Annotated in this window: 24 protein-coding genes; 8 read left to right on the top strand and 16 right to left on the bottom strand. The window is 61.5% G+C overall.

Annotated features, from left to right (window positions below; all coding sequences use genetic code 11):
• Nucleotide 1: 1 nt before the first annotated feature.
• From AC097R_RS18870 to AC097R_RS18845, 6 genes are read right to left on the bottom strand one after another with little or no spacing between them, the layout of a single operon-like run.
• Nucleotides 2-652, bottom strand: a complete 651-nt coding sequence (locus AC097R_RS18870) for a histidine phosphatase family protein (RefSeq protein WP_479599759.1) — start codon at nt 650-652, stop codon at nt 2-4.
• Nucleotides 652-1,242, bottom strand: a complete 591-nt coding sequence (locus AC097R_RS18865) for a DUF4136 domain-containing protein (protein ID WP_479599758.1) — start codon at nt 1,240-1,242, stop codon at nt 652-654. The genes AC097R_RS18870 and AC097R_RS18865 overlap by 1 nt, the downstream gene beginning before the upstream one ends.
• A 12-nt stretch (nt 1,243-1,254) precedes the next feature.
• Nucleotides 1,255-2,211, bottom strand: coding sequence for a tRNA 2-thiocytidine(32) synthetase TtcA (gene ttcA / locus AC097R_RS18860; protein WP_479599757.1), 957 nt, complete (start codon nt 2,209-2,211; stop codon nt 1,255-1,257).
• A 26-nt stretch (nt 2,212-2,237) separates the two neighbouring features.
• Entirely contained in the window at nt 2,238-2,624 is a 387-nt protein-coding gene (locus AC097R_RS18855; RefSeq protein WP_479599756.1) for a dihydroneopterin aldolase, read from the bottom strand.
• Nucleotides 2,617-3,018, bottom strand: coding sequence for a dihydroneopterin aldolase (locus AC097R_RS18850; protein WP_479599755.1), 402 nt, complete (start codon nt 3,016-3,018; stop codon nt 2,617-2,619). The genes AC097R_RS18855 and AC097R_RS18850 overlap by 8 nt, the downstream gene beginning before the upstream one ends.
• Nucleotides 3,015-3,797 (bottom strand): SDR family oxidoreductase, encoded by a 783-nt coding sequence (locus tag AC097R_RS18845; protein WP_479599754.1) that lies wholly within the window; start codon nt 3,795-3,797, stop codon nt 3,015-3,017. The genes AC097R_RS18850 and AC097R_RS18845 overlap by 4 nt, the downstream gene beginning before the upstream one ends.
• 75 nt (nt 3,798-3,872) lie before the next feature.
• Here AC097R_RS18845 and AC097R_RS18840 point away from each other — a divergent pair, with 75 nt between their 5' ends.
• The 8 genes from AC097R_RS18840 (at nt 3,873) to AC097R_RS18805 (ending at nt 12,427) form a co-directional block, all read left to right on the top strand.
• A complete protein-coding gene (locus AC097R_RS18840; protein WP_479599753.1) occupies nt 3,873-4,994 on the top strand; it encodes a class I SAM-dependent methyltransferase in 1,122 nt (373 codons plus the stop codon).
• A 108-nt stretch (nt 4,995-5,102) separates the two neighbouring features.
• Nucleotides 5,103-6,086 carry an ROK family protein gene (locus AC097R_RS18835; protein ID WP_479599752.1) on the top strand — a complete coding sequence of 328 codons (984 nt, stop codon included), beginning with the start codon at nt 5,103-5,105 and terminating at the stop codon, nt 6,084-6,086.
• A 176-nt stretch (nt 6,087-6,262) separates the two neighbouring features.
• Nucleotides 6,263-7,513, top strand: a complete 1,251-nt coding sequence (locus AC097R_RS18830; RefSeq protein WP_479599751.1) for an ABC transporter substrate-binding protein — start codon at nt 6,263-6,265, stop codon at nt 7,511-7,513.
• Between the two features lie 96 nt (nt 7,514-7,609).
• On the top strand, nt 7,610-8,872 hold the full coding sequence (locus AC097R_RS18825; RefSeq protein WP_479599750.1) for an ABC transporter substrate-binding protein: 1,263 nt from the start codon (nt 7,610-7,612) through the stop codon (nt 8,870-8,872).
• A 5-nt stretch (nt 8,873-8,877) separates the two neighbouring features.
• Entirely contained in the window at nt 8,878-9,756 is an 879-nt protein-coding gene (locus AC097R_RS18820) for a carbohydrate ABC transporter permease (protein ID WP_479599749.1), read from the top strand.
• Between the two features lie 16 nt (nt 9,757-9,772).
• Nucleotides 9,773-10,627 (top strand): carbohydrate ABC transporter permease, encoded by an 855-nt coding sequence (locus AC097R_RS18815; protein ID WP_479599748.1) that lies wholly within the window; start codon nt 9,773-9,775, stop codon nt 10,625-10,627.
• Nucleotides 10,628-10,630: 3 nt separating this feature from the next.
• Nucleotides 10,631-11,704: an ABC transporter ATP-binding protein gene (locus tag AC097R_RS18810; RefSeq protein WP_479599747.1), complete on the top strand. Its 1,074-nt coding sequence runs from the start codon at nt 10,631-10,633 to the stop codon at nt 11,702-11,704.
• A gap of 177 nt (nt 11,705-11,881) precedes the next feature.
• Nucleotides 11,882-12,427, top strand: coding sequence for a hypothetical protein (locus tag AC097R_RS18805; RefSeq protein ID WP_479599746.1), 546 nt, complete (start codon nt 11,882-11,884; stop codon nt 12,425-12,427).
• A 211-nt stretch (nt 12,428-12,638) separates the two neighbouring features.
• Here AC097R_RS18805 and AC097R_RS18800 read toward each other — a convergent pair whose 3' ends face one another.
• The 10 genes from AC097R_RS18800 to AC097R_RS18755 form a co-directional block, all read right to left on the bottom strand.
• Complete coding sequence (locus AC097R_RS18800) at nt 12,639-12,902, bottom strand: hypothetical protein (RefSeq protein WP_479599745.1); 264 nt, start codon at nt 12,900-12,902, stop codon at nt 12,639-12,641.
• A gap of 49 nt (nt 12,903-12,951) precedes the next feature.
• Nucleotides 12,952-13,272: a hypothetical protein gene (locus AC097R_RS18795; protein WP_479599744.1), complete on the bottom strand. Its 321-nt coding sequence runs from the start codon at nt 13,270-13,272 to the stop codon at nt 12,952-12,954.
• A 137-nt stretch (nt 13,273-13,409) separates the two neighbouring features.
• A complete protein-coding gene (locus AC097R_RS18790; RefSeq protein WP_479599743.1) occupies nt 13,410-14,147 on the bottom strand; it encodes a hypothetical protein in 738 nt (245 codons plus the stop codon).
• Nucleotides 14,148-14,307: 160 nt separating this feature from the next.
• Nucleotides 14,308-14,562: a DUF1488 family protein gene (locus AC097R_RS18785; RefSeq protein ID WP_479599742.1), complete on the bottom strand. Its 255-nt coding sequence runs from the start codon at nt 14,560-14,562 to the stop codon at nt 14,308-14,310.
• Between the two features lie 126 nt (nt 14,563-14,688).
• A complete protein-coding gene (locus AC097R_RS18780) occupies nt 14,689-14,934 on the bottom strand; it encodes a hypothetical protein (RefSeq protein ID WP_479599741.1) in 246 nt (81 codons plus the stop codon).
• 240 nt (nt 14,935-15,174) lie between these two features.
• Entirely contained in the window at nt 15,175-16,551 is a 1,377-nt protein-coding gene (locus AC097R_RS18775) for a sensor histidine kinase (protein WP_479599740.1), read from the bottom strand.
• On the bottom strand, nt 16,548-17,249 hold the full coding sequence (locus tag AC097R_RS18770) for a response regulator transcription factor (RefSeq protein ID WP_479599739.1): 702 nt from the start codon (nt 17,247-17,249) through the stop codon (nt 16,548-16,550). The genes AC097R_RS18775 and AC097R_RS18770 overlap by 4 nt, the downstream gene beginning before the upstream one ends.
• A 53-nt stretch (nt 17,250-17,302) precedes the next feature.
• Entirely contained in the window at nt 17,303-18,586 is a 1,284-nt protein-coding gene (locus AC097R_RS18765) for a multifunctional CCA addition/repair protein (protein ID WP_479599738.1), read from the bottom strand.
• Between the two features lie 10 nt (nt 18,587-18,596).
• Entirely contained in the window at nt 18,597-19,280 is a 684-nt protein-coding gene (locus AC097R_RS18760) for a glutathione S-transferase family protein (RefSeq protein ID WP_479599737.1), read from the bottom strand.
• A 98-nt stretch (nt 19,281-19,378) separates the two neighbouring features.
• The gene (locus tag AC097R_RS18755; RefSeq protein ID WP_479599736.1) at nt 19,379-21,391 is read right to left on the bottom strand and encodes a lytic transglycosylase domain-containing protein; all 2,013 of its coding nucleotides are present in this window, start codon (nt 21,389-21,391) and stop codon (nt 19,379-19,381) included.
• Nucleotides 21,392-21,393: the final 2 nt, after the last annotated feature.

Genomic DNA, 21,393 nt, shown 5'->3' with positions numbered 1-21,393 from the left:
TTTAGGCGGTAGATTCGTCCAGCGCGCTGTCGTCCAGGTGCCGGGTATCGGCCCAGCCCACCAGTGTGAGGGCATCAGGCGTCCACAGCAGGCGGTTGATGGCGGCATTGCCCAGTTCCCAGGTGCGCGCCGCATGCAGTTCTTGCTGGGTAGCCAGGCGGTAAAGGATGTCCATCACGCCGCCGTGTGCCACCAGCACGATGTGCTCGTCCAGGTGCTGTTGCGCAATCTCGTTCAGGGTCAGGGCCACACGCTCCCGCAGCTGCAGTGGTGTCTCTCCACCGGGGGGGGCAAAGTGGGGGTCGCGCTGGCGCCAGCGTTTGGATTCTTCGGGCCACTTTTCGGCAATGTCCGCCCAGGTCTGGCCCTCAAAACTGCCAAACCCGCGCTCGCGCAAACCACGGTGCAGCCGCACGGCACGGGCGTGGGGGTTGTGCGCATGGCGTGCAATGGCTTGGGCGGTGGTGTGGGCGCGTGCCAGGTCGCTGCTGTAGACATGGTCGATGGTTTCTTCCGCCAGCGCTGCACCCACGCGCTCGGCCTGCCACAGGCCCCGCTCGTTGAGCCCAATGTCCAGCTGGCCCTGGATGCGGGTGTCCACGTTCCAGGCGGTTTCGCCGTGGCGCACGGCGGTGATACGGGTGGCGGCCATCAGCGGTTGTCTTTGCCGGGTGCTGGCAACTCCACCACGACTTTGTGGGCGCCAGGTTGGGGGTAGTTTTTGAGGGCGGCTTCCAGCATGGGGGGCAGCAGGTTCAGCGTGTCGCCCCAGGGGCCTTCAAACACGGCCGACGTCTCATATGCCACCTGGCCGTTGGCGTTGTCGCGCAGCAGCAGGTGCACGCGGTGGCGCACCCACGGTGGGTCCAGTTCCATCAGCGGGCGCTCGTACCACAGGCCGTTGGTGCCCAGCACCAAGCCCACGCGGGGCGGGCGGGCGTAGGGGGTGCGCATGCCTTCCGCACCCACGCTCACCTGCACGAGGTAACGCGGGGCGGTGTCGCTGCGGTGCAGCCCCGCGTTGGCCAATGCCTCATCGGCCATGGCTTCGATGCGGTCCTGCACACCATTCGCGGCCTGCGACGGCAGGCGCTCAAACCGGTAACTGGCGCCGGTGACCGCAGGGGCGGTGCCGACAAAGCTCTGCACATCGCTGTCGATCATGCGCGACGTGGCGCAACCGACCAACAGCAATGCGACCAGAACGGGGCCCAAGCGGGCCAGAGCGGTGCGCAGTTGCATGATGACTCCTCGTTAAAGGCTAACCACTTGCAGACCCGGCAGGTTTGACAGTCCCGGCAATGCCGGCGCAGGGAATTCTTCTGCGTCAAACGCCTTGTCGCCATCCTCGTCAGCCACACCGGTCGTCGCAATGTTCTTGAAGTCGTGCTTGGTGTGGTCCATCAGGTGCGAGGGAACCACGTTTTGCAACGCCGTAAACATCGTTTCGGCCCGCCCGGGATATTGCTTCTCCCAGTCGCGCAGCATGTTGCCGATCTGCACACGCTGCAAGTTGGTCTGACTACCACACAGCGTGCACGGAATGATGGGGAACTGTCTGTGTGCTGCCCAACGAATCAGGTCCTTCTCTGCGACGTAGGCCAGGGGCCGAATGACGATGAATTCCCCGTTGTCACTGGCCAGCTTCGGGGGCATGCCCTTGAGCTTGCCGCCGAAGAACATGTTCAAGAAGAAGGTCTGCAACATGTCGTCGCGGTGGTGGCCCAATGCGAGTTTGTTGCAGCCGAGCTTGCGGGCTACGTTGTACAGAATGCCCCGGCGCAGGCGGCTGCACAGGCTGCACATGGTCTTGCCTTCGGGGATGTTCTTCTTGACGATGGAGTAGGTATCCTGCGTCTCGATGTGGTACTCCACGCCCAGGTTTTTCAGGTACTCGGGCAGGATGTGGTCGGGAAATCCTGGCTGCTTCTGGTCCAGATTCACAGCCACGATCTTGAAGTCGATAGGCGCGCGTTGCTGCATCTTCAGCAGGATGTCGAGCATGCCGTAGCTGTCCTTGCCACCGGACATGCATACCATCACGCGGTCGCCTTCCTCGATCATGTTGAAGTCCATGATGGCCTGGCCCACTTGTCGACATAGGCGTTTTTCGAGCTTGTGCGTTTCGCGCTCGATCTTCAGCTCTTTGTCCCGGTTGGACGCCGCATTTGTGGCCTCCGCGGTTTCATCTTCTACCCACACTGCACTCATAGTTTTCTCCATTGCACCATCCGCGCTCACCATTGGCCCGTTTCCATACGGATGGCCACTTCACAATCTTCAAAAATTTCCAGCTTCGCAATCTTCACGCGCACCCCCAGCACCCCCGGCAGTTGCATCAGGCGGTGCGAGAGTTTGCCAATCAGCGTTTCCAGCAAATTCACGTGCTCGGCCGTGCACTCGGCAATGATGATCTGGCGCACCTTGCGGTAGTCCAGCACATGGTTGATGTCATCGTCGTGCGGCAGCAGGGGCTGGGTGCCCAAGCTTAGTTCGGCATCCACCTGGATCGGCTGGGGCGCGGTTTTTTCCGACTCCAGAATGCCCAGGTTCGCGTCGAAACGCAGGCCCGTGAGGGTCAGGGTTTGGTGACCGGTGCTGGCCTTTATGCTCTCTTCACGCATTTACGCCTTTCATGCGAAATACTTCAACGCCTACGCCCGCACAGTCGGGGTACACATCGGGCTTGTGGGTGGACAGGCGCACCGCGCGCACCTGCGGGTGGGCCAGCAACTGGGCGGCCAAATCGTCGCACAGGGTTTCCTGCAATTCCACATGGCCCCGGGCAATGCGTGTGGCAATGACTTCGCGCACAAAGTCATAGTCCACCACCTCGGCCAGCTTGTCAGCCTTGGGCGTGGTGCTGGCGTACGGCACAAACAGCTCCACATTGAACACCAGGCGCTGGGTCACGCCCTTTTCAAAATCATGCGCCCCAATCTGCACCGGCACCACGTGGTCACGCAGGAACAGGCGGCGGCATTCCACGGCCAGGGAGTCAAACATGCGCTCGCTCATGGCGCGGCTCCGTTGGTGGCGGGCACCATGAACATCACGTCGCGCGCCAAAGGCACCAGGTGCTGTCCGTTGTCTACGGCAATGGTTACGCCGCTGATGCAGGGGTTCTGCGCCAGAAACACGCAGGTGGCGGCCACCTGGGCCGGGTCCAGCGCGCGCTGCATCAGGTTGACGCGTGCCGCCTGGTCAAAGTTGTCCTGGGTTTGCGGGCCGCTCAGAAACATCAGGCCTGGTGCCACGCCGCACACGCGGATGGCCGGTGCCAGCGCCTGGGCCTGCAGGGCCACGGCGCGCTCCAGTGCCAGCTTGGTCACGGTGTACGAAAAATAATCGGGGTTCAGGTTGAACACCTTCTGGTCCAGCACATGGATGATGCTGCGCGCACCGGATGTTTCCTGGGCATCGGTTTGCGCCATCAGGCTGGACAGCGACAAAGGCGCCAGCAGGTTCACCTCGATTTGGTGGCGGGCTCCGTCCACGTCCATGGCCTGGCCACTGTCGGGTTCGAAGCTGGAGGCGTTGTTCACCAGGCAGTGCAGTGGGCCGGATTGGGCTGCAATCTTCTGCACCATGGCGCGGCGGCTGTCTTCCTGGCCCAGGTCGGCCTGGATGGCATGCGCGGCGTGGCCCTGGGCGCGCAGGTTGGCGCACAGCGCCTGGGCCGCGTCGGCGCTGCGCTGGTAGTGGCACCATACCTCCCAGCCGGCTTGCGCAAACTGGGTGCAGAGCAACGCACCCAGGCGATGGGCGCCACCGGTGACGAGTACGCGTTTAAGCACCAAATAGTCCTTGAGCAGGGTGGGGATGAGGGGGCAAGATAATCCTTGGCTTTACCAAACACGAGACCGTTGTTCATGTTCACTGCCGAAAGCATTCCGGCCAGCCTGACCCGAATTATCGCGGATGCCATCGAAAAAGCCGGCGGATGGCAGGGTTTTGACGCGTTTATGGGCCAGGCCCTCTACACGCCGGGTCTGGGCTACTACGCCAACGGCCTGTCCAAATTCGGCCAGATGCCGCAGGGCCTGCGTGGTGCCGAGGGCGTGGCGGGGGCTGGCAGCGACTTTGTCACCGCGCCCGAAATGACGCCTCTGTTTGGCCAAGCGTTGGCGCGCCAGGTGGCGCAGGTGCTGCAGGCAACGGGCACCGACGAGGTCTGGGAGTTCGGGGCCGGCACGGGCGCCCTGGCCTCGCAACTGCTGGAGGCCTTGGGTGACCAGGTGCGCCGCTACACCATCGTGGACCTGTCCGATTCACTCAAAGAGCGGCAGCGCGCCGCCCTGGCGCCGTTTGGCGATAAGGTGGTGTGGGCCACGGAACTGCCCGCCGAGCTGCGTGGCGTGGTGGTGGGCAACGAGGTGCTGGACGCCATGCCCGTGCAACTGCTGGTGCGTAAGAGCGGCATCTGGCATGAGCGCGGCGTGGTGGCAGAGCAGGGCGCCTTGCAATGGAGCGATCGGCCCACGATGCTGCGGCCACCGGTGGAGATTGAGGGCGAGCACGACTACCTGACCGAAACGCACGCCCAGGGCGAAGCCTTTGTGCGTACCTTGGCTGATCGTCTGGTGCTTGGGGCAGTCTTGTTGCTGGACTATGGTTTCCCGGAGAGTGAGTACTACCATGTGCAGCGCCATATGGGCACGGTGATGTGCCACCGCGCCCACCAGAGTGATCCTGATCCATTGCAGGATGTGGGCCTGAAGGACATCACGGCCCATGTGAACTTCACCGGCATTGCGCTGGCCGCCCAAGACGCCGGGCTGGATGTGCTGGGCTATACCAACCAGGCCCATTTTCTGATCAACTGTGGCTTGGTCGAGGCCATGCAGGCCGCGCCACTGCCGGAACGCGTTGCCGCGCAAAAGCTGATTCTGGAACACGAGATGGGCGAGTTTTTCAAGGTGATTGCCTTGGGGCGCGGGGTGGAGGCCCCCTTATTGGGCTTTGCCCGCGGCGACAAAACCCACCGTCTGTGAGTGCCCGCCGCCCGTAACGGGGCTGTAACAGGGTGGGAGGCTTGCACGTTAGTATCAGCCGCCCGTTGTAATGACCTGCCGACGGCCCCTTTTTTGAACGAGACAACCATGCAAACAACCCCTTCGGAACTTTTGGTGAAACTGCCCCCTGGCGCGGCCCCGGTGGCTTGTGTGGACATTGGGGGCACCAAGGTCGCCGTCAATGTGGCCGACACCGAAGGTGTGCGTGGCAAGGTGTCGGAACCGACATGCAAGGAAGGCAATAACGACGCGCTGGCGCAGCAAATCATTCGCCTGATTGGTGAAAGCTGTGCACTGGCTGGCATTGCTGTGGCCGATATTTCTGCTGTGGGCGTGGCCACTTGCGGCCCGTTTGTGATCAACCAAGGCATGGTGGAATTGGCCGGCCCCAACATTTGCGGTGGCCTGGCTGGAAAGGCGCGTGGGCTCCCCAATGACTGGAACACTGCCCTGCTGGAAGCCCCGCTGAAGGCCGCCTTCCCCAATGTGCGGGTGGAAAACGACGGCGTGGGCGCGCTGGAGGCCGAGCGCCGCTGGGGGGCGCTGCAGGGGCTGGACAACTGCGCCTACGTCACCTGGAGCACTGGCATTGGCATGGGCCTGTGCGTGGATGGTCATATCCTGCGCGGCAAGAACGGCAATGCGGGCCACGCGGGCCATACCTTCGTGATCAGCAATGACGATGCCTTGTGCGGTTGCGGTCTGGTGGGGGACGTGGAAGGTCTGGTGGCCGGCAATGCCATCCCCCGTCGCTTCGGAGCCCAGGGTTTTTCAGATGCTGCTACGCTTTTTATAGCTGCTCGCGCAGGAGACGCGGGGGCTACAGCCATTGTGGATGATCTTTGTGCGGTGATGGGCCGTACCCTGTTCAACATGGTGGCCACATTGGACTTACAGCGCATCAGCGTGGGCGGCAGTGTGTTCTGGCACAACCGCGACTACCTGCTGCCCAAGCTGCAAAACTACCTCAAGGGCAAGCTCCCCGCCCTCACCAATGGGGTCGAAATCGTACCCGCCGGCCTGGGTGAAAAGGTGGGTGACTACGCCGCCTTGGCACTGGTGGTTCCCTGACATCTTGCGAGGGAGGGCGCCTTTTTGGGGCGACCTAGGGAAACTCCTAGTAGTTGAATGTTAAAAATTAATTAAAAATTAATTAATTCGAATTGGCATGGTGCTGGTCCGAATTCAACGTTGCTTCTGGCCCCCAGAGACCCGGGCCAGAAAGACAAAACTTTTTTGGAGACAAGATGTTGAAGCTTTCTAAACTCGCCACCGCAGTGGCACTCGTGGTTGCTGGTTCGGCCGCTGTGGCTGGTGAAGTGGAAGTCCTGCACTACTGGACATCCGGCGGTGAAGCCAAGTCGGTTGCTGAACTGAAGAAGATCATGCAAGCCAAGGGCCACGTCTGGAAAGACTTTGCTGTTGCTGGCGGCGGAGGTGACAACGCTGCAACCGTGCTGAAAAGCCGCGTCGTGAGCGGCAACCCCCCCGCAGCTGCCCAAATCAAGGGCCCTGGCATTCAGGAATGGGCAACCGAAGGCGTGTTGGCCAACCTGGACGCGACTGCCAAGGCTGAAAACTGGGACGCTCTGCTGCCCAAGGTCGTGGCCGACGTGATGAAGTACAAGGGCAACTACGTGGCTGCTCCTGTGAACGTGCACCGCGTGAACTGGATGTGGGCGAACTCTGCCGTGCTGAAGAAGGCCGGCGTGACGTCCACTCCCAAGACTTGGGACGAGTTCTTCAAGGCTGCTGAAGCAGTCAAGAAGGTTGGCCTGATCCCCGTGGCACACGGTGGCCAAAACTGGCAAGACTTCACCACCTTTGAGTCCGTGGCTCTGGGCGTAGGTGGCACCAAGTTCTACAACGACGCTTTGATCAAGCTGGACCAAAAGGCACTGACCAGCGCCACCATGACCAAGGTTCTGGAAACCTTCCGCAAGGTCAAGGGTTACACCGACGCAGCCGCTCCTGGCCGCGACTGGAACCTGGCCACTGCCATGGTGATCCAAGAGAAAGCCGCGTTCCAATTCATGGGTGACTGGGCCAAGGGCGAATTCACCGCTGCTGGCAAGGTTCCCGGTAAGGACTACATCTGCGCCGCTGCTCCTGGCACCGACAAGGCTTACACCTTCAACGTGGACTCGTTTGCCATGTTCAAGCTGAAGGACGCTGGCGCCCAAAAGGCCCAGGCGGATCTGGCTGCTTCCATCATGGGCACCGAGTTCCAGGAAGTGTTCAACCTGAACAAGGGTTCTATCCCTGTGCGTTTGAACATGAAGATGGACAAGTTTGACGATTGCGCCAAGGCTTCCGCCAAGGACTTCGTGGACACCGCCAAGACCGGTGGCCTGGTGCCTTCCGTCGCCCACGGCATGGCCATCAAGCCTGCTGCTGAAGGCGCGATCAAGGATGCCGTGTCCCAGTTCTGGAACGACGACAAGATCTCCATCGCAGACGGCGTTGCCAACATCGCCAAGGCAGCTGCCACCAAGTAAGTCACACTGACGCGCAAGCGTCAGCTGTTTCTAAAAGCCCCATCCCCGGTCGGGGGTGGGGCTGTTTTAAATTCAGGTTCCTGAAGGTGCCACTCCATGTCTATCCATTCCTCTTTGCGTTGCCTGTTGGCCGGGTTGGCCATGTGTGCTGGTGCGAGCCTGTGGGCTGGCGAGGTGGAGGTGCTCCACTACTGGACCTCTGGGGGGGAAGCCAAATCGGTGGCCGAACTCAAAGGCATGATGGCTGATCGCGGCCACAGCTGGAAAGATTTCACGGTAACGGGCGGTGGCGGGCAGAACGCCATGGCCGTACTCAAGCAGCGCGTGCTGGCAGGCAATGCCCCGGCAGCGGCGAACATCAAAGGCCCTGCCATTCAGGAATGGGCCGAGCTCAATGTGTTGACCAGCCTGGATGCCATGGCTTCCTTTGAGAAGTGGGACGAGGTGCTGCCCAAGGTGGTGGCCGACCAGATGAAATACAAAGGCCGCTATGTGGCCGTGCCGGTGAATGTGCACCGGGTGAACTGGTTGTGGGCCAACTCGGCCGTGCTGAAAAAAGCCGGCGTGGCATCCTTGCCCAAGACCTATGACGAATTTTTTGCCGCTGCCGACAAGATCAAGGCAGCCGGCTTTATTCCCGTGGCCCATGGTGGCCAGGACTGGCAGGACTTCACGGTGTTTGAGACCGTGGTGCTGGGCGTGGGCGGAGCGGCTTTTTACGACAAAGCGCTGGTCAAGCTGGACCGTGCGGCGCTGGCGAGCGACGAGATGCGCAAGTCCCTCGAAGTGTTTCGCCGCATCAAGAGCTACACCGATGACAAATCCTCTGGCCGCGACTGGAACGTGACCACCGAACTGGTGATCAACGGCAAGGCCGGTTTCCAGTTCATGGGTGACTGGGCCAAGGGCGAGTTCCTGGCCGCGGGCCAGACGCCGGGCAAGGACTTCACTTGCTCTGCTGCCCCCGGCACCGACAAGGCTTACACCTTCAACGTGGATTCGTTTGCCATGTTCCAGCTCAAGAGCTGGGAAGCGCAAAAGGCCCAGGGTTACCTGGCCTATCTGCTCATGGGTGAGAAATTTCAGGAGAAGTTCAATCTGCGCAAGGGCTCCATCCCCGTGCGCCTGGGCATGTCCATGGACAAATTTGACGAATGCGCCAAGACCTCGAGCAAAGACTTCGTGGCTACCTCGGCGGCCGGCACCCTGTTGCCTTCGGTCGCGCACGGCATGGCGCTGTCCTCGTCCAACCAGGCGGCTATGCGCGTGGTGGTGACCGATTTCTGGAATAACGACAAAGCCACGGTCAATGACACCGTGGGCAAACTGGTAGCGCTGAACTCTCCCAAGCAAAAATAGAACGTATGAAAACCTTTGAAAATGTACTCCCCAAGCTGGTGATAGCACCGGGCTTCGTGCTCGGCTTTGCTTTCATCTACGGCTTCATGATCTGGAACGGCGTGCTGTCGGTCACCGGCTCCCGCATGCTGCCCAATTACGAAGAATTTGTGGGGCTGGAGCAGTACGCGCGCCTGTGGGAGATGGACCGCTGGCTCGTGGCCCTGAAAAACCTGGGCATCTTCAGCGTGCTTTATGTGGGCGGCTCCATGGTGCTCGGCATGGGCCTGGCGATTTTTCTGGACCAGAAAATCCGTTTCGAAGGTGTGCTGCGCACCGTCTACCTGTACCCCATGGCGCTGTCGTTCATCGTGACTGGCACCGCCTGGAAATGGATCTTGAACCCCAGTCTGGGGCTGGAAAAATTGATGCACGACCTGGGCTGGACCAGCTTCCACTTCGACTGGCTGGTGCAGTCCGAGACAGCGATCTATTGCGTGGTGATTGCCGGCATCTGGCAGTCCGCAGGCTTTGCCATGGCCCTGTCGCTGGCCGGCCTGCGCGGCATTGACGACAGCATCATCAAGGCCGCCCAGATCGATGGCGCTTCGCTGCCTCGCATCTACTGGCGCATCATCTTGCCCATCCTGCGCCCCGTGGTGTTCTCCACCGTGTTGGTGCTGTCCCACTTGTCTATCAAGAGCTTTGACTTGGTGATGGCCCTGACCTCCGGTGGCCCCGGCTTCGCGTCGGATGTGCCTGCCACCTTCATGTATGTGATGAGTTTCACCCGCGGCCAGATTGGTCTGGGCGCTGCCAGCGCCACCATGATGCTGGCCACCGTGGCCGCCATTGTGGTGCCCTATCTCTACAGCGAATTGCGCGCCAAACCCCACGACCGCTAATTCACGACTGCCATTTATGTTGTCCAAAAATCTACCCCGTATCCTGATTTATGGCGTGCTGCTGCTCGCCGCTTTCTTCTTCCTGGCGCCGCTCTACGTGATGCTGGCCACCTCGTTCAAGGACGCTGAGCAAATCCGCTCTGGCAACTTGCTGAGCCTGCCCAACAGCCTGAACTTCGAGTCTTGGAAGCTCGCCTGGTCCACCGCCTGTACCGGCGTGGATTGCCGCGGCTTGCAGCCCTATTTCATGAACTCCATCGTCATGGCCGTGCCGGCCGTGTTGATCTCCACCGCCTGGGGCGCCATCAACGGCTACGTGCTGTCGATGTGGAAGTTCAAGGGCAGCGAAGTGCTGTTCGGTTTCATGCTGTTCGGCGTGTTCATGCCCTTCCAGGTGGTGCTGTTGCCCATGAGCCAGGTGCTCGGTTTCCTGGGCCTGTCCAGCTCGCTGGGCGGCCTGATCCTGGTGCACTGCATTGCAGGTTTGGCCGGTACCACGCTGTTCTTCCGCAACTACTACACCGCCATCCCGCGCGAGCTGGTGAACGCCGCACGCATTGACGGTGCAGGCTTCTGGCGCATTTTCTTCCGCATCGTGGTGCCTATGTCCACCCCCATCCTGATGGTGACGCTGATCTGGCAGTTCACCAACATCTGGAACGACTTCCTGTTTGGCGTGGCCTTCAGCGGCGCTGACAGCAAACCCATCACCGTGGGCCTGAACAACATGGCCAACACCTCCAGCAGCGTCAAAAGCTACAACGTCGACATGGCTGCGGCCGTGATTGCCGGTCTCCCCACCATGCTGGTCTATGTACTCGCAGGTCAATATTTTGTGAAAGGACTCACCGCCGGCGCGGTGAAAGGATAAAAAATGGCAGCTTCTCTTCAAATCGCAGGCATCCGCAAAGTTTTCGGCAAAGGTGAAAAAGCCGTCGAAGTTCTCAAGAAGATCGAAATTGACGTTGCCCCTGGCGAGTTCCTGATCCTGGTGGGCCCCTCGGGCTGCGGCAAGTCCACCCTGCTGAACATCATTGCCGGCTTGGAAGAACCGTCCGAAGGCGAATTGCGCATTGCCGGCAAAAACGTGGTGGGCGTGGCCCCCGCGCAGCGCGACATTGCCATGGTGTTCCAAAGCTACGCGCTCTACCCCACCATGAGCGTGGCCGACAACATCGGCTTCGCGCTGGAAATGCGCAAGGTGCCGCTGGAGCAGCGCAAGAAGCGCATTGCCGAAGTGGCTGCCATGCTGCAGATCGAGCATTTGCTGGACCGCCGCCCTGCGCAGCTGTCCGGTGGCCAGCGCCAACGCGTGGCCATGGGCCGTGCTTTGGCACGCGACCCCCAGCTGTTCCTGTTTGACGAACCGCTCTCCAACCTGGACGCCAAGCTGCGCGTGGAAATGCGTGCCGAAATCAAGCGCCTGCACCAGGTCTCCGGCATCACCAGCGTCTACGTGACGCATGACCAGATCGAGGCCATGACGCTGGGCAGCCGCATCGCGGTGATGAAGGACGGCATCCTGCAGCAAATTGGCACGCCCGACGACATCTACAGCCGCCCGGCCAACACCTATGTGGCAAGCTTCATCGGCTCGCCGACCATGAACCTGATCAAGGGCCATGTGGAGGCCGCAGGCGCCCAAGGCCGCTTTGTGTTCAACGGCAGCACCCTGCAACTGGACACCCCCGCCACGGGCGACGCCACCTTGGGCGTTCGCCCCGAGCACGTGCACCTGGTGGCCGACGCCTCTTGGCGCGGTGAGGTGATGGTGGTGGAGCCCACCGGCGCCGACACCTACGTGGTGGTGAAGACCGCCGCAGGTGACGTGACTGTGCGCACAGCCCCCAAGAGCCAGTGGAAAGCCGGCGACCAAGTGGGCCTGGAAGTCAGCGCCGCCAACGTCAATTGGTTTGGTACTGCGACAGGTGCGCGTCTGGAAGCCTAATTCAGCAGTCGAAAGACCAAAGCGCCGGGCTGTCCTTGTAGGGCAGCCCGGCGTTTTTTTATGTCTTTAAAAGACTGAAGACGGCATTTCGAACCTGCACCGTGCGCCGCAGATCTGCGGATAGACTTTGCTGCGTTCAGCACAGTGCTGACTGTCTTTTGCCGAGCCGCATCCACCATGAAATACCTTCGCCAGCTCCTTGTTCTTTTCGCCGCCGTCGCGTGCCTCCACGTTGGCGCGCAGACGACCAGCGCTGCGTCGCATGCCTCCATTGCGGCATCCAATGCGGCTGTTTTCAAGGCGTGCGCAGACGCTCCGGCCGTCAACGTGGCGTGTCCGCTGGATGCGACTTTCGGGCTTTTCAAGCTGGCTCCGAATAACGATGTGCTGGACTTCAAGGTTTCCAATACCATCCCTCTGGTGGTCAACCAAAACTACGGGTGGATCCTGAAACTCAACCAGATGACGGGCAAGGTCCGCGTTCTCGAACGCATGACATTGCCGCAAGCCCCGAAGATCTGGGGCACCGGTGGCCAGCCTTTCGGCACATCCGCGGATCGCAAGACGATGTCGCTGGATGTGACCCTGACGATTTACAACGGCACCATCTCCAAGTCTTGGGACGTGGCGAAGGGCGATCCTCCTGGCCACTACCTGATCAGCGCGTTCGTCGGAAATTCCGCACCGGTGCAGTTCGAGTTCGATGTGGTTGATCCGCGGTGACCAACCGCTGCAAACCTGTAGGTTGGGCATGTTTCTTATTACCGAATGCCGCGATCTCCACGACCTGAGCACACTCGAGAATCCTAACGCGCTGAGGCCGATCGTCCATCTCTCCGGCAGATATGCAAGCTCGGCGGTTTGTCGCGATCAAGCAAGATCGCGGCGTTCGCCGAGCTGCCGCTTTGCCGAGGCGTCTACAGACTGAAAGCGGTCATAGCCGTTTGGCATAGCGACTCAATATCCACAGCAACCAACAGGCCAATAGACTGACCAACAGAAAAACGCCAATTTCGCAGGCAATGGCTGTGGCGCCAAGTCCTTGATAGTCAGGGAGATCAGTGAGTTCTTGAACGCCATATTTTTGAAGAACACTCTGAACAAAAGTATCCCCTGCCAGAGTTGCACCCCAAAGCGCCAATGCTGTTCCGCTAAGCACAACAATAAAAACGCGGGCAATGAAAGCTACCTGCCTCATATGAATTCAGTACCTCAACAGACCGGCAGCGGTCATTCAGTCTAGAGAATCACTTCTGAACTGCCACCACAGGAGAAATTTCAAGCCGATGGTGCGGCTGAATTGGCCGGAATGAGCTCAATTCCTTCGTGCCAACAAAGAGCACGAAAGTGGGCTGCTCATCTGGGCCACCGTAACTGTAGATCGTTGTTCCTACCGGAATCAGTCCTTCTTGGCTTTGTTGTGATGCCAACAGGACAAGAGGCTCGGTTGTGACATAGCTGGAGCCTAGAAGTCGATGCTCCTGAAAAAGCTCGCCGGCTAAGAAGAGGAGTACTGACCAGACGACAAGAGCAGCTACTTGGATGGACCGACGAATTTTCATATTCATAAGGTAACTTAAGACTGAAAGCCGACTTCCATGTCGATCCGAAGCTGACACTCAAATATAGGTTTTACGTTTGAGGTAAGCCGCAGGTGTGAAGGGAACTAAAACGCCCCCTTGGGAGGTTCGATCAAATTTAGGCATCACTTACTTGCGGAGCCTGTTAATGCGGCCTCAAGTCGACCCCAATTTCCAGCATTGTGCAAGCGTTCACGTGCCTTTACGTATGGCGCTTCGTTCTGGGTGGTACGTCGCATTGGATCGGCACCAAGGCGCACCAATGCAGCAGTCGCCTTGATTGACTCTTCATCTGCAACCTGAGTTGTGTACTCGATTGCAAAGTGGCCTTCCGCTCCTTCCGCATTAACGTCGGCACCCTGCGATACAGCGATCTCAATACCAGGAACACACGTCGCCTTAGCTTGAGAGATCAAGAGGTGGTTGGAATTGGTAGCTCTGATGCCAAGACGCTCTAACTCGGCAAAAATTTGTGCCGCCTCCGCTGGATTGTTCCGGCAATTTGTCATTTTTTCAAAGAATTTATCAGGGAATCCTTTGCAAAGATTCGGCTTAGCTCCCTTTGCAACGAGCTCCTTGAAAATCAATGCATTGTTGAATGCGACAGCATGGATGAGGGGGCATTCGGATGGGTTTCCTATTGGAACGTTCGCGTTTTCACGCGTGACAGGCGAGTGGTCGCTGCGGCCACAATTTTCTCCTTGGAGGCGCAAAATAATTGGTGAGCCTCCGCAGCGCCCTCCCAACGCCTGGGTCTCCAAAAACAAAGTTCCATAAACAAGGATTGGCGCCCAGAACGGGGCAGAAAGAATGGCAGCTGCAATAGCAACCAGAATAATGATGGTCTGCGGTACCTTGCTCATCCTGCCGCCTAACGAATAATGTATGGAAGAGTTATCAACATCGTATCAAACGGAATCTTGCAGTGGGATGTCGGCTTCCGCCGCAAACGGGCGTTTGCCCGCGGCAAGTACAAGGTGCGCAAGGATGCGCCGCTGATTCCGTGGGGTGGGGGATGTGACTCTAAAAGTTTTCCAGTCGGAGAATGATCGGGTCCATGCTTGCATGGGACACATCCGTGTACTTCGCCGCGGTCTTTATCACCAGCAGGCGGAGCGATTCGAACGCCTCCAACAGAGCCTCGCCCTTCAAGCTCTCGACCTGCTTCAGGTCTTCCAAGGTTTCCCTGGACACCAAATACTTAAATTTTGTGCCGTTGGATGCACCGGTAAACGCGATGCCATCGGACCCGTCAATTCTGACGTTGGATATTTCCATGCAAGCCTCACCTTCAAAGCGCCAGTATGACAGCGCGACCAATTTCCGACACCAAGCTGGACCCGCGCCCATACATGTCCCTCAGCTTCCGCCGCTTTGCCGAGGCGTCTACAGACTGAAAGCGGACTAGCCAAAGAAATGTCTTTTAGCACCAAGGGCAATAAAAATAACTACGGTTAATCCGAGCAGTTGAAGTATCCCTTTGGCACTAACTGCGTATGCGGGCCGACTCTTTGCTTTGCGCTCCTTTTTAAAGTCGGAAAATGAAGCGAGGAGGTTTTTCTCGACCTCAATGAGAGCATCCACTTTGGCGCATTCATCAGGCTGGGCAGCTTCATCAAGCTCCACTCTTTGTTCTTCGAGTTTTGCCAAGCGTCTGCGTGAGTCTGCTATCGGCCCGGATAGAGGAAATATTGGCTTACTCATCGGTCGCGACATAACACAATGAAATAGTTCTGCTCGATATTCTGGACATTAGCGCTCCCTCCTTGAACGGTTTGCCGCTTTGTTGGCAACAGTATTCAGACGATTCTCTTTGGTCTACAAAGCTTTGAACATTCCCCATTCGGGTGGATTTCTCAACGGCCGCTTCCGCCGCAAAGCAGACTGCTATCACCCCTGCAGCGGCAACTGCAAGCTAATGGTCAACCCATGCGGCAGCGTAGTGCGCGCCGTGGCCGTGCCGCGGTGGCGTTGGGCAATCTCTGCCACGATGGACAGGCCCAGCCCGCAGCCGCCAGGTAGTTCGCTGGCGCGCCAGAAGCGCTCAAAGACCCGCTCCAGATGTTCCTGCGTCAGGCCGGGGCCGTTGTCTTCCACTTCCAGAAAACACAAGCCATCGCGCACCTCGGTGCGCAGGGTCACGTTGCTGCCCTTGCCTGCATAGCGCAGCGCGTTGTCGATCAGGTTGCTCAGCACTTCGCGCAGTAGCAGCTTGTCGGCCGGCACCACCACGGTGTCTTCGCCTTCGTAGCCCAGGTCCACGCCTGCCGTCATGGCGCGCGGTGTCCATTCGCGTGCCACCTCGCGCGCCAGCGCGGCAGCGTCTACCGAGTGGAGGGCCACCTCGGCCTCGGTGCGCGCCAGCGACAGCAGTTGGTGCACCAGGTGGGCACTGCGCTGGGCGCCGGTGTGCACCTTGGCCAGGCGCTGCTGCAGCGCTTCGGGGTCTTTTTCCTGCATGGCCAGCTCGGTCTGGCTAATCAGGCCCGCCAGCGGCGTGCGCAGCTGATGGGCGGCGTCGTTCAGAAAGCGTTTTTCCTGGCTCAGGCTGCGGCGCAGCGTGGTGAGCAACTGGTTCAGCGCATTGGCCAGCGAGTGCACTTCTTCGGGCGCCTGGGTCATCTCGATGGGCGAGAGGGATGCCGTGGTGCGGTGCGCCAGCTGGGCCTCCAGCCGCTCCAGCGGGGCCAGGCCGCGGCGGATACCCTCGTACACCAACACGCTGAGCACGGCGCCCAGCAGCAGCAGGGGGAACAGCACGTCGCGCACCAGCTCGCGCGCAATGCGCTGCTGCACCACCAGGCTCTTGGCCACCTGCACACGCATGCGCTGGTCGGTAAAGCCATCGCCGAAGCTCAGGTCCATGGACGCGACGCGCATGGGTTTGCCGTCCAGCACCACCTCGTAGAGCCGCGGCTCGTTGTCGGGCATGTAGAGGTCGGGCTGCATGGCAGGTATCTTGGTGTTGCCCAGCAAAAAGCTGCCGGGCGGCGAAGACACCATGTAGGCCACGCGGTCGCTGGGGTCCTGCTCCATGATGTCCTGCGCGGCGCGCGGAAAGTCGATCAGCAGGCCAGAACCCAAGGGCTTCACCTGGCGCGCCAGCGAACGCACGGATTGGGTCAGCGACTGGTCGATGGTTTTTTCGGCATAGGTCAGCGCCACCCGAAAGGCCAGCACCCCGCCCATGAGCCACAGCACCAGCTGGGGCAGCAGCAGCCACACCAGCAGCTGGCGCTTGAGCGAGAAGCGGCCCGTGGCGCTCATGCGCCGTCGGTTTCCAGCATGTAGCCCAGGCCGCGCACATTGCGGATGTTCAGGCCGCTGTCGGTCAGCTTGCGGCGCAGGCGGTGCACATACACCTCCAGCGCATTCGACCCCACGGCGGCGCCGTCTTGCGGCTGCGTTTGCCACACGGCCAGCACGTCTTCACGGCCCACCACCTGGCCCATGTTGTTCACCAGCAGCGACAGCAACGACCACTCACGCTGGGTCAGGTCCATGGGTTCCTCGCCCAGCCAGGCCAGTGGCAGCACCGGGTCCAGGCGCAGGTTGCCGTGGGTGCTGCTTTGCACCTCTAGCGAGCCGCCAAACGCTGGCAGGCGCGAGCGGCGCAGCATGGCCTGCAGGCGGGCCAGCAGCTCGGCCATGTTGAAGGGTTTGGTGAGGTAGTCGTCGGCGCCGGCGTTCAGGCCTTGCACGCGGTCGTCCACGCCATCGCGTGCGGTCAGCACCAGCACGGGGAGGGCGGTCAGCCGCTGGCGTATCCAGTGCAGCACGCTGATGCCGTCAATCAACGGCAAGCCCAGGTCCAGCACTACGCCGTCAAAGCGGTTGCCTTCCAGCAGGCTCTGGGCCTGCGCGCCATCGCTGGCGCTGCTCACGCTGTGGCCCGCGTGGACCAACTGCGCACACAGGCCGTCGCGCAGCAATTCGTCATCTTCAACAATCAGTAAATGGGCCATGGGCCGAGCATACCAAGGCAGCCGGCGCCACAGGGAGGGGGAAAGCGCGTGGTTTACAGACCTGCTGCCACGGCTTCCGTCCGTGCCGCCTGGATCATTTGGCCTATTTTTGGGCCGCTAGCCCCCGCAGATATTGCGCGAGCAGCTACCAAATCTGTAGCAACTGCCTGTGCGCGCTGCAGCGCGGCGGCCAGGCGGTCGGCCTGCGGGTAGGGGGTGTCCGTCATGCCCAGCCGGCCCTGCGCGTCGCACTGGCAGGCCTGCAGCACCTGGGCAAAGCGGGCAGGCTTGCGAAAGGCATCGCAGCGCTCCAGCAGGCGCACCACGGCCGCCGCATTCAGCTCGCCCGAACGGTGGATGTTGCCGTGCTCGCGCGCCACCACCTCGGCCAGCTCGGCGCAGTCGGTGGGCACGCGCAGGCGCTGACACAGGGTTTTGAGCAGGCGCACGCTGCGCTCCTCGTGGCCAATGTGGCGCGGCAGCACGTCCGCCGGGGTGGTGCCCTTGCCCAGGTCGTGGCCCAGGCAGGCAAAGCGCACGGCCAGCGATGCGCCCAGCTGGGCGGCGCGGTCCAGCACCAGCATGACGTGCACGCCGGTGTCCACCTCGGGGTGGTGCTGGGGGCTTTGCGGCACGCCCCACAGGCGGTCCAGCTCGGGCAGCAGTCGGGCGAGTGCGCCGCAGCTGCGCAGCACCTCGAACATTCGCGCGGGCTGGGCCTCCATGAGGCCGGTGGCCAGCTCTTGCCACACACGCTCGGGCACCAGGTGGTCCACCTCGCCCTCGGCCACCATGGTCTGCATCAATGCCATGGTCTCAGAAGCCACGGTGAAATCGGTAAAGCGAGCCGCAAAGCGCGCCAGCCGCAGGATGCGCACCGGGTCTTCGCGGAACGCGGGCGTTACATGGCGCAGCACGCGGCGGGCAAGGTCGTCCTGGCCGTGGAAGGGGTCTACCAGGGTTTGGGTATCAAATGGGCTGCTAGCCCCCGTGGAATGTGCGCGAGCAGCTATAGAATTAATAGTGAGGTCGCGCCGCGCCAGGTCCTCTTCCAGCGTCACGCCGGGTTCGGCGTGCACCGCAAAGCCGCGGTAACCAGGGGCGGTCTTGCGTTCGGTGCGGGCCAGCGCGTACTCCTCGTGCGTTTGCGGGTGCAGAAACACCGGGAAGTCGCGGCCCACGGCCACAAAGCCCGCGTCCAGCATGGCCTGCGGCGTGGCGCCCACCACCACCCAGTCGTGGTCTTTCACCGGCAGGCCCAAGAGCGCATCGCGCACGGCGCCGCCGACCAGGTAGGTCTGGCCGGGGATGGTGAGGGGCGGGCGGTCGGTGGGCATGGGCAGCCAGTCAGCGCGCCAGGCGGTAGGGCTCTTCAAAGTCCAGAAAGTCTTTTTCGGCCAGGGCTGCATCGGTCCAGGCCTTGACACCGGGCAGGGCCAGCACGCGGTCCACGTAGGCGGCTGCCTTGGGTGGCAGTGGCAGACCATAGGTTTTCAGGCGGGTGCAGACGGGCGCGAAGTAGGCATCGGCCACGCTGAACTGGCCAAACAGCAGCGGGCCGCCGTACTGGTCCAGCAGGCCTTCCCACATCGCAACCAGGCGTGCTACATCGGCACGCACGCCGGCCTTGTCGCGCCAGATCAGCGCGCCGGCGGTGGCCAGGTCGGCCTCCACGTTCATGGGGCAGTTGCCGCGCAGCGCGGTAAAGCCGGAGTGCATCTCGGCGCAGACGCTGCGGGCGCGGGCGCGAGCCGCCTTGTCTTGGGGCCAGAGCTGCTTGTCGGGGTAATGCTCGGCCAGGTACTCGGCAATGGCCAGCGTGTCCCACACGGCCAAATCGCCATCCACCAACAGCGGCACCTTGCCCGTGGGGGTGAGGTCACGCAGGGTAGCCTTGAACTGGGAGCTGCTGTCAAACGAGTCAAAGCGCACCATCACTTCGTCAAACGCAATGCCGGCCTGCGTGAGCAGCACCCAGGGGCGCATGGACCAGGAGGAGTAGTTTTTGTTGCCAATGTAGAGCTGGGGCATGGGTCACCTTGGTTGTGGGTCTGCCATCGTAAAAGACCCTGGCATTTTCATTGATGAAAAAAAGGGCGCCCATTGATGTGGGCGCCCTGGGCGCGGGTTCAGGGCAGTTCCAGGCCGGGGTCGGGTGTGGAGGTATCGCGCGGGCCCACGGTGCCCAAGCGTGCCTTGAGCGACTGGGGCTGGCCGGTGATCAGCGCGGCATACAGCGTGGTGTTGGCCAGCACCTTTTTCACATAGTCGCGGGTTTCGGTAAACGGCACGTTCTCGGCCCAGATGGCGGCTTCGACTGTCGGGCTGCCGGTTTGGCCGCGCCACAGGCGGGGGCGACCGGGGCCGGCGTTGTAGGCGGCGGCGGCCATGGCCATGGAGCCGCCAAAGTCGTCCAGCACCAGCTTGAGGTAGCCGGTGCCAATGGCGATGTTGGTGTCGCGGTCGGTGATCTGGTGGGCCTGGAAGTCGGTCAGGCCGATCTTCTTGGCGGTCCAGCGCGCGGTTGCGGGCATGACCTGCATGAGGCCAGAGGCGCCCACGCCCGATTTGGCGTCCATGATGAAGCGGCTTTCCTGGCGGATCAGGCCGTACACATAGGCGGGTTCCAGACCAATCATCTGGGTGCGGGCCATGACGGCAGACTTGAACGGCATGGGGAAGCGCTGCTCCAGGTCGATGACACCCTTGGTGCGCTCGCTGGTGTTGATGCAGCGGTCCCAGACTTCGTTTTTGCAGGCCAGGTCGGCAGCGGCCAGCAGGCCGCGGTCGTCCATGCCGCCGCGGGCGTGCAGGTTGGTGGTGTAGTTCCACTCGCGCACGCCCTCGGTACGCAGGCCGATCTGGATGGCGTAGAGCGCACGCGCCAGGCCGGGGTTGCTCTTGGCGGTGTCCTTTTCTTCCAGCGTTGGGGGCAAGGGCCGGGCTGGGGTGACCACCTTGTAGCCCAGCTCTTCCAGTGCCAGCATTTCGTAAAAGCCTTTGACACTGGCAATGCTTTCCAATGGGCGCAGTGCCTCGGCGCGGGCCACGTCGGTGGTGGCGCGGGCCAGCTGGGCGCGGGCGCGCCAGTAGACCCAGGTGGGGTCGTTGCGCAGACCATCCGGCATGGCGGCGATGGCATCAGCCACCTGGGCCCAGCGCCCGGCGCGCAGCGCGGCGCGTGCGGCCCAGACCAGGTGGTCTTCATGCATCTGCGGGAACTGGCCCTTGGCGAAGTAGCCCAGCGCATCGTCCGAGAGCCGTTGTGCGGCGCGCTTGCCGATCACGCCCCAGATCCAGCTGCGCTCTTCCTGCGTGAGCTGGGCTTTCCAGCGCAGTTTTTCCACTTCCACCGCGGCGTCCAACGGCTCCAGGAAGGCCTGGCGAATCAGCGCCAGCGACACCAGCTCGCGCGTCTGCGGGCGCAGCGCGGTGAGCTTGTCGTTGAGGTATTTGCCGGGGTTCAGGTAGATAGAGTTGACAGTCTTGACCCAGTCCGGGTCCATCAGCGCCACGGCCTGGGTGGAAATGCGCAGTTTGTCGTTCTCCATGCCCAGGCGGGCGCGCACCCAGGCCACGTGGGTGTTGAGCTTTTTGTCCTTGATCAGTTGGCCGGCCGCGCTGGCGCAGGCTTCGTCGGCGTCTTTGAGCGAGAGCCAGGTGTCCTGCACGGCATTGGTGACGTCCGCGCCCTGGGTGGTGTAGCTGGCCAGCAGACCGTAGCAGCGCACCGAGCGGTCGTCGCCCATGCGGTACAGCGGGTACTCGCGGTTGAACGTGTCCCAGTCGCGGTTGCGGCCCAGCTGCAGCAGCCATTCGGCGCGCAGTCGGTCTTCCTGGTAGGTGCCGCTGTGGCGGTTGAAAAAGTCCTGGATGTCGTTGGGGTTGGCATCGTCGAGCCGGGCCGACAGTTCCCAGTAGGCGGCCCAGGGTTCCAGCGGATGGGTGCGCAGCTGCGGCAGCAGGGCGGCCAGGCGCTTGCGGTCGCGCTGTTTGTAGGCTTGCGCCATGTCCAGCACCACTTCGTCAGCGCGGGTGGGATCACGGGGAAGGTCACGCGCCTGGGCGTATGCTGGAGCGAGAACGGAGGACATCACAGCGCCAGTGAACGCCAAGGATGTCAGAATGACTGAAAACTGCATGT

This window comes from Rhodoferax sp. ZS1R25 (genome assembly GCF_056521335.1).
Note: the sequence above shows the minus strand (reverse complement) of the source record. Positions and strands in the feature narration are given on the sequence as shown.